Source organism: Methylobacterium pseudosasicola, assembly GCF_900114535.1.
Taxonomy (GTDB): Bacteria; Pseudomonadota; Alphaproteobacteria; order Rhizobiales; family Beijerinckiaceae; genus Methylobacterium; species Methylobacterium pseudosasicola.
Genome location: NZ_FOTK01000001.1, coordinates 434,878 through 447,228 on the forward strand (window position 1 = coordinate 434,878; position 12,351 = coordinate 447,228).

Consider the following 12,351-nt stretch of genomic DNA (forward strand, 5'->3'; position numbering starts at 1 on the left):
CACGATGGCCGCGATGACCTCCCCGCCACTCCGGCTCCGTCTGAGGTTCTCGCGCGGCAGCCTGGGCGGTCTGAACATCGCGGACCCCGCGCGGCCGGCCGATCTCCCCTCAATATTTCCGCACCAGCGGCGCCGGGGCGGCCGGAGGCGGGGCTCCGAAGACGTAGCGGAAGCCCACCGAGACGATGTCGGCGCTGGAATCGACCACGCCCGCGAAGGCGATGTTGCTGACGTTGTAGTCGCGCCCGATGCCCGCGAGGATGCGCGAGCGGTCGAGGAAAAAGTGTGAGTAGGCCAGATTCAGGGTCAGGCGCTCGTTCCAGCGGTAGCTTGCGCCCACGGAGGCGATGTAGCGGTCGCCGTCGGGCAGGCGCACGGAGCGGTTGCGGAAGTCGATCGGCGAGGATTCGTAGGCGAAGCCGGTCCGCAGGGTCAGGTTGGGCGCCGCGTCGTATTCGGCGCCGATCGAGTAGGTGTAGCCGTCCTTGTAGTTCAGCGGCAGGTTGCTGACCGGCAGGCCCAGGCGGTTCGACACGATCCCGACCGTTCCGAGCCGGGACCACTGATCCCATTCGAAGCCGAGATCGACCCGAGCGACCGGCGAGATCGCCTGGACGAGGCCGACGCTGAGCTTGTCCGGGGTGTTGAGCTTCGCGTGCACCTGCCCGGCCAGCGGCGCCAGCGCCACCAGCGGCACGCCGATCGACCCGTCGATGTCGTGGTGGACGGAGGAGCGGTAGCCGATGCCGATCACCGTGCCGTCGCGAGGTGTCAGGGTGGCGCCCGCCGTGAAGCCGACGCCCCAGGATTCGCCCTTGAGGAACGAGCTCGGATACAGGGTCGGCGAGAGGCCGGGGATCGGCAGCGCCTGCCGCAGGGTCAGCCGGAAATATTCGATGTTCGGGCCGGCGGCGAGCGACAGCCATTCGTTGACCTTGAACCCGATCACCGGGTTGAAGGCCAGCGTGAAGATCCGGGAGGAACGCCCGTAGACCTCGCCGGCCCAGACCTGGTTCGGCTTGGTCACGAGGCCGAAGGGCGCGCCCGTCGAGAGCCCGAGCCAGAGGCGATCGTTGAGCTGGTAGGAGGTCGCCCCCGCGGGCACCACGGCGCCCTGGCCGATATCGCCGGAGCCGCCCAGGGCCGCAAAGCCCGGATTGGTGCCGGGCACGACGGGCCGGATCTCGGAGGAGAGGCCGATATAGGTGAGGTTCTGCTCCGCGACGAAGCCCGGGTTCATGGTGATGGTCGCGGGGTTCCAGAATATCGACGAGACGCCGCCGGAGCCGGCGGCCGCGCCCGCGAAGGAGAGGCCCTGGGCCTGGGTGCTCTGCTCCCGGATGCCGAACGCTCCGGCCCTGGCCTCGCCGGCGCCGAACGCCGCCACAGAAGCCGCGAGCACCATCGCGCGCATTGTCCCGCCCATCTGCTCCCCCCGAACCGGTTGGTTTGCCTTCGGCGCCCTGATTCGACCTTGCGTACTGGTCCGGCACCGTTGCCGGTATGGTGCAGGTTTCAGGCAGTCCATCGCAACGACGATTTCAGTTTTGAACCGAACACCGGGTGCTGCTCAGGCGCAGATCATCGGGTAGTATTTCTCTGCATCACCACCGCGAAAGCTGATCTTTCGCGATACGTTCCGCTCTTTTCCGATCTTCGCCGGAGCTGAACAATAAATCATCTCGTGCACAAATATGCACTTTCCCGCCTGGATGTTGCCAAGTTGTGACACCCCGAGATGAGGCTCGACCGGCTGGAGGCGCTTGCACCCGCGGGGATGCGCAGCCATGGTCCCGGCGTCCGGCGGAGACCGGTTCCAGGGAAGGATGAGGAGTCGCGGCGATGAAGCTCTTCCGGCACGGCCCGAGCGGCGACGAGAAGCCCGGCCTCGTGGATGCGCAGGGGGGCCTGCGCGACCTCTCGAGCCTCGTGCGCGACATTGCCGGGCCGGCGCTGGCGCCCGAATCCCTCGCTCGGCTCCGCGCCCTCGATCCCGAGACGCTGCCGAAGCTCCCGTCGGATACGCGGCTCGGCCCCTGCGTCGGCGGCACCCGCAACGTCATCGCCATCGGGCTCAACTTCGCCGACCACGCCGCCGAGACCGGCTCGCCGATCCCGGCCGAGCCGATCATCTTCAACAAGGCGCCGTCCAGCCTGTGCGGGCCGAACGACACGGTGATCATCCCCAAGGGCTCGGCCAAGACCGACTGGGAGGTGGAGCTCGCCGTGGTGATCGGCCGTCGGGCGAGCTACGTCCACGCCAACGAGGCGCTGAATTACGTGGCGGGCGCCTGCATCTGCAACGACGTCTCCGAGCGCGAGTGGCAGCTCGAGCGCGGTCCAACCTGGACCAAGGGCAAGAGCGCGCCGACCTTCGGGCCGCTCGGCCCCTGGCTGGTGACGCTGGACGAGATCCCCGATCTCAAGAACCTCGCCATGAGCCTCGATGTGAACGGCGAGCGCCGCCAGACCGGCTCGACCGCGACCATGATCTTCGACGTGCCCCAGCTCGTCGCCTACGCCTCGCACTTCATGCTGCTGGAGCCCGGCGACGTGATCACCACCGGCACCCCGCCCGGCGTCGGCCTGGGCATGAAGCCGCCGCGCTACCTGAAGGCCGGCGACGAGATGGTCCTGCGCATCGAGCGCCTGGGCGAGCAGCGCCAGACAGTGATCGCCTTCGACGACTGGACCGCTAAGGTCTCGGCGGGTGAGCCGACGCATTGAAGCCGCTGCGCCGCCTCGCCCCTCGGGGCGGCGTTCCGCCAAGCGCTTGATTTTGGCCACCGATCTCACTCAAGAAGTCATCATGAGCCAAGCCGCCGACCCGCACGCCCCCGTTTTCCGCCACGATTGGAGCGTCGCGGAAATCCGCGCGATCCACGACCTGCCATTGCTCGACCTCGTGTATCGGGCCGCGGCCGTGCATCGGGCGCACAACGACCCGAGCGACGTCCAGCGCGCGAGCCTGCTCTCGATCAAGACGGGCGCCTGCCCGGAGGATTGCGGCTACTGCTCGCAATCGGCGCACCACAAGGGCACTGGCCTGCCGCGCCAGCGCCTGATGCCGGTGGAGACGGTGCTGGCCGAAGCCGCCGCCGCCAAGGCCAACGGCGCGACCCGCTTCTGCATGGGCGCCGCCTGGCGCAGCCCGCGGGACGGCGCGGAGTTCGACTCCGTGCTCGACATGGTGCGGGGCGTGCGCGGGCTCGGGATGGAGGCCTGCGTCACCCTCGGCATGCTGACCACCAGCCAAGCCGAGCGCTTGGCCGAGGCTGGGCTCACCGCCTACAACCACAACCTCGATACCGGGCCGGACTATTACGACAAGATCGTCTCGACCCGGACCTACGAGGACCGGCTGAACACCCTGGACCGGGTCCGCGAGGCCGGGATCGGTGTCTGCTGCGGCGGCATCATCGGCCTCGGCGAGGGGGTTGGCGACCGCGTCGCGATGCTGCAGGTGCTGGCCAACCACGCGCCGCACCCGGAGAGCGTGCCGATCAACGCCCTGGCCGCCGTCCCCGGTACGCCGCTCGGCGACACGGCCACGCCGGTCGATCCGTTCGACATGGTGCGGATGTGCGCTACCGCCCGCATCGTCATGCCCAAGGCCCGGGTGCGCCTCAGCGCCGGGCGCAAGGCGCTGAGCCGGGAGGCGCAGGCCCTGTGCTTCCTCGCCGGGGCCAATTCGATCTTCTACGGCGAGCGCCTACTGACCACCGCCAACAACGAGGCGGATTCCGACGCCGCCCTGCTGCAGGATCTCGGCATCCGCGTCGCCGAGCCGGTGCTCGCCGCGGCGGAATAGCGGTTCACGCCTCCGCCAGCACGATCCGGAACCGGGCCCCGCCTTCGCCCGGGTCGAGGGTGAGGCTGCCGCCGTTGATCGCGATCAGCTCGGCCGCGATCGGAAGGCCCAAACCGGTCCCCCCTGAGCGCGTCGAGCCCTGGAACGGCGAGAACAGGTTCTCCCGGGCCCGCTCCGGCAGGCCGGGGCCATTGTCGGTCACCAAGATGGTCACCCGGCCCGGTTCGTCGCGGCTCGCTGCGACTCGCACCTCGGCGTCCGGCACCCCGGCCCCGTCGAGCGCCTGGACGGCGTTGCGGACGAGGTTGGCCAGCGCCCGGGAAAGCTGCTCCGGATCGGCCTGAACGCGGCATTCGCCGGCCTCGACGACGACGCGCACGGCATGCGACGCGAGCGCAGCGAGATCCGGCAATTCGGCGAAGAGCGGCGCCAGCGGCGTGGCACTTAACTTCGGCGCCCGTTCGGAGACCCGCCCGTAAGCCAGGCTCGCTTCGCAGAATCGGATCGCCCGGGCGATGGCCGCCACCAGCCGCGGCGCCACCCGCTGGACCATCGGGTCGGCGGTGTCCTCCAGGCGATCGCCCAGGAGTTGCGCGCCGGTCAGCAGGTTGCGCAGCTCGTGGCTGACCTTGCTGACCGCGAGCCCCAGCTCGGCGAGGCGCCGCTTCTGGCGGAGCTGTTCGGCCAGGATCCGCTGCATCCGGCCCAGCGCTAGTTCCGCCTGGCCGATCTCGTCGCGGCGGCGGGACGGCGCGATGATCCGGCCGGCATCCTCCGGATTCTCGGCGAAGGCGGTGATGCTGGTGGCGAGCCGCCGCACCGGGCGCACGATCAGCACCTGCAGCACCACGAAGACCAGCCCGGCCGCGGAGGCCGCGATGATCAGCGACGAGACCAGCAGCCGCAGGGCGTAGTCGATCATGGCGGCCCGCAGCGGCGCCTCGTCGAGCAGGATCTCGACCCGGTCGAAGCCGATGCCGCCCTCTCCGATCACCCGGATCGGGTCGCGGACCGGCGCCACCAGGGTCCGCCACGCGCCCCGGATGGTCGACAGGGCGGTGACGTCGCGCAGGTCGACGGTGTCGGAGACCGTCTCGGGCACCGGCTCGATGGCGAGCAGCCGCTGGGCGCCGCCGCCGCGCACCGCGATCGCCCGGGCGTTGACCCCGGCGAGCAGCCGGCTCTCCAGCGCCTCTGAGACCGGCTCGCCGGTGCGGCCGTCGAGCACCAGGGCGGCGACCTGCGCGGCCGCGACCCGGTCCGACATCCACTCGATCCGGTAATTGGCCACTGCCGGCACGTAGGTCAGCACCTCGGCCACCACCACGAAGGCGACGGTGACAAGGAACAGCCGCCCGGACAGGCCGAGCCGCGTCGGCCGCCGCTCCGGCAGCTCGCGCGACGCAGCTGCGGCCGGGGCCGCGACCGTATCGGATTCGACGGCCACGCCCATCACGCTCCGAGCCGGCATCGCGGACTGGGATCGGCGGGGCGGAGATCGTGAAAGCTCGAGCCGTTTCCGGCCTTCGCGCAGGACATGGTCGTGGCGCCATCGGTTCGAAGGCGAGACGACAGGGGCCGTCCCGCGCGCACTATACGAGCACGAGCGCGCCGGAGTTGCATGTACCTTAGAGCACCTCGAAATTCGTCCCCGGCCGGAAGTGCTGAGCGGGCTGAGACCCATGCCGTCCTTGCGCGCGCGGCGCAGTAAGACAGGACGCGCCGCGTCCCAGGATAGCGCCATCCTTGGGTGTGAATCCGATCCGCGTGGGCATTGGGTGGCTGCTTTCGACCGAGACCGTGTGAGGACACGGTTTTTGCTGACGCCGGTCGCACACGAGAGGTTGGATTACAGATCGAAACGACAGCCCTCAGGCCCGGATGACCGCGATCAGTGGATCGACTCCGAAGATCTGGATCATCCGCTTCATGTAGGCCAGAACGTGGAGGCTCATCTCGGTCCTGACCTTGGCCAAGGTCCGGGGCATGACGAGGGTCGCTCCCATTTCCTTCGGCGGGCCTCGAAGGAGGGCTCCAGAGATCGCAGCGCTATCTGAAGGGCTCCTTCGAGGGCGTCGCTGCGCGACGCTACCTCAGGACGAGGGGGTTGGTGTGATGAGCGGCGAGGTCCCAAAACATCAGAAAAACGCCTGCAACCCCGTCTGCGCCCGGCCCAAAATCAGCGCGTGGACGTCGTGGGTGCCCTCGTAGGTGTTGACCGTCTCGAGGTTCTGGGCGTGGCGCATCACGTGGTACTCGCCCATGATGCCGTTGCCGCCGTGCATGTCCCGGGCGGTGCGGGCGATGTCGAGGGCCTTGCCGCAATTGTTGCGCTTGATCAACGAGATCATCTCAGGCGCCATCTTGCCCTCGTCCATCAGCCGGCCGACCCGCAGGGAGGCCTGGAGGCCGAGGGTGATCTCCGTCTGCATGTCGGCGAGCTTCTTCTGGACCAACTGCGTCTGGGCCAGCGGCCGGCCGAACTGCTTGCGCTCCAGGGTGTAGGTGCGCGCCCGGTGCCAGCAATCCTCCGCCGCGCCCATGGCGCCCCAGGAGATGCCGTAGCGCGCCCGGTTGAGGCAGCCGAACGGTCCCTTCAGCCCGGAGACGTTGGGGAGCAGCGCGTCCTCGCCGACCTCGACGCCCTCCATGACGATCTCGCCGGTGGTGGAGGCGCGCAGGGAAAGCTTGCCCTTCAAGGTCGGGGCGGAGAGGCCCTTCATGCCCTTCTCGAGGAGGAAGCCGCGGATCGCGCCCTCATGCGCGTCGGACTTCGCCCAGACCACGAACACGTCCGCGAAGGGAGCGTTCGAGATCCACATCTTGGCGCCCGAGATCCGGTAGCCGCCGTCGATCTTCTCGGCCTTGGTCTTCATGCCGGCGGGATCGGAGCCGGCATCCGGCTCGGTGAGGCCGAAGCAGCCGATCCACTCGCCCGAGGCGAGCTTCGGCAGGAATTTCTTGCGCTGTTCCTCCGAGCCGTAGGCATGGATCGGGTACATGACGAGGGAGGATTGCACGCTCATCATCGAGCGGTAGCCGGAATCCACCGCCTCGACGGCGCGGGCCACCAGCCCGTAGGCGACGTAGGAGGCGCCGGCGCAGCCGTATTCCTCCGGCAGGGTCACGCCGAGCAGGCCCAATTCGCCCATCTTCCGGAACAGGCCGGGATCAGTTTTCTCCTCGGCATAGGCTTCGACGATGCCGGGCAGGAGCTGCTCCTGCGCAAAACTCTGGGCCACGTCGCGGATCGCCCGCTCGTCCTCGGTGAGCTGGTCCTCCAGCAGGAACGGGTCTTCCCAGACGAAGCGCGCCGAGGCCGGGGCCGACGGGGAGGCGCTGCCCGGGGGGCGCATCGGAGCGTTCATGGCATTTCCTCGCCTGCAGGGTGTGGCGGGCTTCGGCCCCGCGCTTGGCGCTACCCTAGACCCGCGCGCCGCGCCGTCCAACGCGCGCGGTGACGCTGAGCCCGGAGCGTCACGCCCGACCGAGCAGCATCAGCCACAGGAGCGTCGTCACCGGCGCCAGCAGAGTCGAGACCAGCACCGAGGCCGCGACCATCCCGGTCTCGGTCCGGTAGCGCACCGCCAGCAGATAAGCGTTGATCCCCACCGGCATGGCGGCAAACAGAGTGGCGACGCCCGCGTAAGCCGTCGGCATCTTGAAGACGTGGAAGGCGAGCACCCAGACCGCCAGCGGGTGCAGCAGGTTCTTCAGGCACGCGATCACCAGGGCGCCCTTGAGATCGAACAGCACCCGGTAGCGCTTGAGGCCGGCGCCCAGCGCCACCAGCGCGCAGGTCGAGGCGGTGCCGGCAAACGCGTCGATCAGGGATTTGGGGATCCCGCTCGGGGTGATGCCCGTGCCCTTCATCGCCATGCCGATCAGCAGGGACACGAAGATCGGGTTCTTCAGCAGCACCAGGGCGAGGCCGCGGATCCGGGCCAGGACCGGCAGGCCGGAATCCGATTCGATCAGGAAGGTGGCGCAGCCCATCATCAGCGGCAGGTGGACCGCGAGCAGCATGAACAGCGGGAAGGCGCCGTCCTCGCCATAGGCCTGGAGGATCATCGGCACGCCGACGAACACGGTGTTCGATTGGCTGGCGGCGAAGCCGTGCAGGATCGCCCCGCGCCGCTCGATCCCGGCGCGGCGCCGGGCGATCAGCGTGCCCACGAACCAGGACAGGCCAGCGCCGCCGAAATACGAGATCCAGTAGCTCCAGGCGACCTCGCCACTCATCCCGGGCCGGGTCAGCGTGGCGATGATCAAAGCCGGCACCGCGACCGCGAAGACGTATTCGGAGAGGCCGTCGCTGACCTTGTCGGACAAGAGCCCCGCGAGCGCCGCGCCCCAGCCGATCAGGACGATCCCGAAGATCGGGGCGATGATGGCGAGGGCGTTCACGAAACCGGCGGGGCTCTGGGCGGGGCAGCCCGCGCATAGCATGCCGACGCCGGCTTTTGCGCCCACGGGACGGATCCGGAGGCGGGTTTCCGGCCTACTTGTTCTCCAGAACCTCCATCGGGTTGGTGCGCTGGCTGGCGGGCGGCTCCTTGGTCAGGTTGGCGCCCCCCTCCCGCTGCGCCTTGACGTCCTTCGGTGAACCCGGGCCGCCGACCGCCGCGCCGCCCTGGCCGGACTGGGTCGGCACGGAGCCGGAGGCCAGTTCCAGGCAGGTCACCATCTCGACATAGGACGGGTAGCCGCCGGCCTTGAACTGGCTCTCGCACTGGCGCTTGGCCGCGGAGGTGTAGGTGCCCCAGTGGCTCTCGGCCTCGCGCTTGGCCTCCCGCTCGGAGCGCAGGCAGCCGTCGTAATTGGCCTGGTCGCTGATCGAGGTGTTGGCGACCTGCGCCGACTTGCAGGTCGTCTCCACGTCGAGTTTCGGCACCGTGTCGGCTCGGGCGGAACCGGACGCGAGGGCCAGAAGCGCGAGCGCGCCGGCGACGGTGGCGCAGGAATGGGCGGTCCGGTAGGCGGTCATGGACGGAAGGCTCGCAGTCGAGGGCGGTATTCGCCGGCGGATTTGCCGGCACAACGCGCAAACACGGCCTTCGGCACCACGCGCGGAACAATCAATCGCCGTGCGCGCCGCGCAGTGCCTGATCCAAGTCGCCGAACAGGTCGTCGGTGTCCTCGATTCCGGTGGAGAGGCGCAGCAGGTCCGGCGGGCAGGGGCTGCCCGGACCCTCCACGGAGGCCCGGTGCTCGATCAGGCTCTCGACGCCGCCGAGCGAGGTCGCCCGCTTCCACAGCCGCACCCGTGCCGCGGTGGCGATCGCCCCGGCCTCGCCGCCCGCCACCCGGATCGACAGCATGAAGCCGAAGCCGCCCCGCATCTGCCGGCGCGCCACCGCGTGGCCGGGATCGTCGGCTAGGCCCGGATAGAGCACATGGGTCACATGCGGATGCCCGTTCAGGCGCTCGGCGAGCCGCAGGGCGCCGGCCGATTGCGCCGCCGCCCGCAGGTGCAGGGTCCGGAGCGAGCGCATCAGCAGATAGGCCTCGAACGGCCCCAGAATCCCGCCGCTGCCGGCGCGGATGCCCCGGATCCGCTCCCAGAACGCGTCCGCCTTGGCGCCGGCGAGCACGCCGGCCACCACGTCGGAATGGCCGTTCAGGATCTTGGTGCCGGAATGCATCACGATATCGGCGCCGAGTGCGAGCGGCCGGGTATGGACCGGCGAGGCCGCGGTCGAATCCACCGCCAGCCGGGCGCCTGCCGCGTGGGCGATCTCGGCGGCGGCCGCGATGTCAGTGACCGTCCAGAGGGGGTTGCCGGGGGTCTCGATCCAGACGAGCTTGGTCCGGCCAGGCTCGATCGCGGCGCGCAGGGCCTCGGTGTCGTCGGTATCGACGAAGGTCAGGGTCAGCCCGCGCCGGGGCGCCTCCTCGCGCAGCCAGCGCTTGAGCGCCCAGTACATCACGGTGCCGGCGACGACGTGGTCGCCGGGCTCCAGGGCGCCGAAGACGGCGGTGGCCGCCGCCATCCCAGAGCCGAACAGCAGGGCGCCGGCCTCGGCGCCCTCCAGCATCGCCAGGACGCTCTCCGCCTCGCGGACCGTGGCGTTGTCTGGCCGGGCGTAGCAGTAGCCCGACGCGTAGCCGTTGTCGGGATCGCGGATGAAGGTGGTGGAGACGTGGAGCGGCATCACCACCGCGCGGGTCTCGGGCTCGATCCGGCCCATGGCTTGCGCGGCCAGGCTGCGGCGGGAGAAGCCTCCCGGCGTGCCGGTATCCGGATCCCGTTGCGGCGCGTTAGGGTCTGACATCTGGCGATTCCAACGGATGGAGACAGGCGCGTGCCACGGCGCTTGAGCCCCTGCAACCTGTGCCTTGACCGTCCATCCTCTTTGCCGAAAGCCGGCACTACCTTTCACGACGATGCTTGAGCGGAGAACGAACCGACATGCCTGCCGCGCTTCACGTTCCCGAGCGTCCGGCCCTGCCGCGCTGGCTGCGGCTCGCCGCCGCGATCGTGCCGGTGGCGGTCACCGCGGCGATCGGCTCCGCGGCGACCCAGGCCGAGATCCCGGGCTGGTATGCGGGCCTGACCAAGCCGTCCTTCAACCCGCCGAACTGGGTCTTCCCGGTGGCCTGGACCGTGCTCTACACGATGATCGCCGTCTCGCTCTGGCGGCTGCTCGGCGCCATGCCGCGCACCGGGCCGAGCCGCGAGGGCTGGTGGCTCGCGCTCATCGCCTTCTTGGTCCAGATCGCCCTCAACGCCGCCTGGACGCCGGTCTTCTTCACCGCCCACGCGATCGGCACCGGGCTGATCGTGGTGGCGATGCTGCTGGTCATGGTGCTGTGGACGATCCGCCTATCCTGGCGATTCGACCGGATCGCGGCCTGGCTGCTCGTGCCCTACGCCGCCTGGGTCGCCTTCGCGACGCTGCTCAACGCTGCGATCTTGCGGTTGAATTGAGGGGGCATCAGAGGCGGCTCAATGCAGGCCCTTGGTCAGCGCGACGATCGCGCCGACAACCACGATCGTCTGGAAGCCGATCGCCGACAGCACCCACTTCAGGATCTCGTATTTCGTGTCGGCGATCTCGGTTTTGAGATCTGAACGCACGAGGGTAATTTCGGATTTAAGATCCGATCTCAAAAGGGCGGATTCCGCGTTGAGGTCGGACCGAAGCAACGCGGTCTCCGTACCAAGTGCTGATTTCAGGAGGTCGAGTTCCGTCTTGAGATCGACCTTCGTCACCAGCGTCGACAGATCGGCTTCATGGGCGTCGCGCAGCACGCCGGTCATGGCCTCAGCCTGGACGTCCGAAAAACCGGCCGCCTGAAGCTTCCGTGCGATTGCCAGCGTGTCGAGAGAGACGAGGCTCATGGAATCGACGATAGCACGCAGGTCGCGCGTTTGCAGTCGATTCGCTGTCGACCTCTCGCGTCGTCGTCAGCTTCCACCACTCGTCGTCTCGTCGCCCGCCGGCTTGCCGTCGTCCCGGGCGCGGTGGAGCATGAAGATCGCCAGCACCATCGTGAGGATCAGGCCGGCCAGCACGCCGAGCTCGATCATCGAGGCGTTGAACAGGGCCTGCTTCTCCGGCGACCAATCCTTAGCGTGGGTGATCTCCGAGGATTGCAGGGTGATCACCAGCACCCGCCGGATCGAGGCGATCAGGCCGACGATCAGGAACGGCTCGCAGGTCAGCTTGCCCGACCGCATCGAGACCCGCACCGTGTGCAAAATCTCGATCAGCATCAGCAGGAACAGCAGCCGGTCGATCACCTCCAGGATCTTCTCGGCGCCCCCGAGTGCCCGCAGCGCGTCCCAGGTCAACCCGGCGGCGTCGATCAGCGCGACGAAGGCCGTGATCGCCAGGAGGATGCCGAGCGCCGCGTAGATCGCGTGCTCGGTATGCAGGAAGATCCCGCTGGCGATGCGCGTCAGGCGCCCCTGCTCCTCGTCGTCCCTGTCGGCCATCGCGCTGCATCCCCCGGTGAAGCCGTGATGAACTTAGAACGTCGCTCCGAGTCCAGTATCCGGAGCAATGCTCAAAGCTTTATAGGCGGGCTGTTTTCTTTCGTAATTCGGTCATTTGCCGTCTCTGCGGTCCTTCAGGGCCTGTTGAGCCGGTCTTTCCCATCCTCGACCTCATCCTGAGGTGGCGTCGCGCAGCGATGCCCTCGAAGGAGCCCTCCCGGGATCGCGAGCAGACTGGAGGGCTCCTGCGAGGCCCGCTGGCGCGGTCGCCTCAGCGACTGTGTTGGGCGTCAAGCGGTTTGCCATGGTTTCTGATCCCGGATCATGGCGTTGAGGATGGTGAGGAGCTTTCGGGCGACGGCGACGACGGCGACGATCTTGGGCTTGCCGGCGGCGACCAGCCGGTCGCGGAACAGCTTGAGCACCGGGTTGTGCCGGCAGGCAGTCAGCGCCGCCAGGAACAGCGCCGTGCGCACGCTCTTGCGCCCGCCGGCCACCATGGCGCGGCCCTTCCACTTGCCGGACTCGCGCACGAACGGGGCGAGGCCGGCCAGCGCGGCGATCTGCCGGGCCGTGAGCCGGCCGAGTTCGGGCATCT

The 12,351-nt window shown here is 68.9% G+C and carries 12 protein-coding genes; 3 read left to right on the plus strand and 9 right to left on the minus strand.

Annotated elements, in window-relative coordinates; translation table 11 throughout:
* Positions 1-109 precede the first annotated feature (109 nt).
* Complete coding sequence (locus tag BM228_RS02095; protein WP_167367632.1) at positions 110-1,426, minus strand: OmpP1/FadL family transporter; 1,317 nt, start codon at positions 1,424-1,426, stop codon at positions 110-112.
* 416 nt (positions 1,427-1,842) lie between these two features.
* Here BM228_RS02095 and BM228_RS02100 point away from each other — a divergent pair, with 416 nt between their 5' ends.
* Together BM228_RS02100 and bioB are read left to right on the plus strand one after the other, a co-directional pair.
* The gene (locus BM228_RS02100; RefSeq protein ID WP_092036671.1) at positions 1,843-2,727 is read left to right on the plus strand and encodes a fumarylacetoacetate hydrolase family protein; all 885 of its coding nucleotides are present in this window, start codon (positions 1,843-1,845) and stop codon (positions 2,725-2,727) included.
* A gap of 82 nt (positions 2,728-2,809) precedes the next feature.
* Positions 2,810-3,811 carry a biotin synthase BioB gene (gene bioB, locus BM228_RS02105; RefSeq protein ID WP_092036672.1) on the plus strand — a complete coding sequence of 334 codons (1,002 nt, stop codon included), beginning with the start codon at positions 2,810-2,812 and terminating at the stop codon, positions 3,809-3,811.
* A 4-nt stretch (positions 3,812-3,815) separates the two neighbouring features.
* Here bioB and BM228_RS02110 read toward each other — a convergent pair whose 3' ends face one another.
* From BM228_RS02110 to BM228_RS02130, 5 genes are all read right to left on the minus strand, one after another.
* Positions 3,816-5,282 carry a sensor histidine kinase gene (locus BM228_RS02110; RefSeq protein WP_092036673.1) on the minus strand — a complete coding sequence of 489 codons (1,467 nt, stop codon included), beginning with the start codon at positions 5,280-5,282 and terminating at the stop codon, positions 3,816-3,818.
* 667 nt (positions 5,283-5,949) lie between these two features.
* Complete coding sequence (locus BM228_RS02115) at positions 5,950-7,179, minus strand: acyl-CoA dehydrogenase (protein WP_092036675.1); 1,230 nt, start codon at positions 7,177-7,179, stop codon at positions 5,950-5,952.
* Positions 7,180-7,288: 109 nt separating this feature from the next.
* Positions 7,289-8,218 (minus strand): AEC family transporter, encoded by a 930-nt coding sequence (locus BM228_RS02120; protein WP_092036781.1) that lies wholly within the window; start codon positions 8,216-8,218, stop codon positions 7,289-7,291.
* Between the two features lie 94 nt (positions 8,219-8,312).
* Positions 8,313-8,798, minus strand: coding sequence for a hypothetical protein (locus BM228_RS02125; RefSeq protein WP_092036677.1), 486 nt, complete (start codon positions 8,796-8,798; stop codon positions 8,313-8,315).
* Between the two features lie 91 nt (positions 8,799-8,889).
* Positions 8,890-10,086 carry a trans-sulfuration enzyme family protein gene (locus tag BM228_RS02130; protein WP_092036679.1) on the minus strand — a complete coding sequence of 399 codons (1,197 nt, stop codon included), beginning with the start codon at positions 10,084-10,086 and terminating at the stop codon, positions 8,890-8,892.
* 137 nt (positions 10,087-10,223) lie between these two features.
* On the opposite strand from BM228_RS02130, the gene BM228_RS02135 reads away from it, so the two are divergent.
* Entirely contained in the window at positions 10,224-10,742 is a 519-nt protein-coding gene (locus BM228_RS02135) for a TspO/MBR family protein (RefSeq protein WP_092036681.1), read from the plus strand.
* 18 nt (positions 10,743-10,760) lie between these two features.
* Here the strand turns inward: BM228_RS02135 and BM228_RS02140 are convergent, their stop codons facing one another.
* The 3 genes from BM228_RS02140 to BM228_RS02150 all read right to left on the minus strand — a co-directional run.
* Positions 10,761-11,075 carry a CCDC90 family protein gene (locus BM228_RS02140; RefSeq protein ID WP_244536986.1) on the minus strand — a complete coding sequence of 105 codons (315 nt, stop codon included), beginning with the start codon at positions 11,073-11,075 and terminating at the stop codon, positions 10,761-10,763.
* A 147-nt stretch (positions 11,076-11,222) separates the two neighbouring features.
* Complete coding sequence (locus tag BM228_RS02145; protein ID WP_092036685.1) at positions 11,223-11,753, minus strand: phosphate-starvation-inducible PsiE family protein; 531 nt, start codon at positions 11,751-11,753, stop codon at positions 11,223-11,225.
* A 290-nt stretch (positions 11,754-12,043) separates the two neighbouring features.
* On the minus strand, positions 12,044-12,351 hold a 308-nt coding region (locus BM228_RS02150), incomplete at its 5' end, for a transposase (protein WP_139234033.1).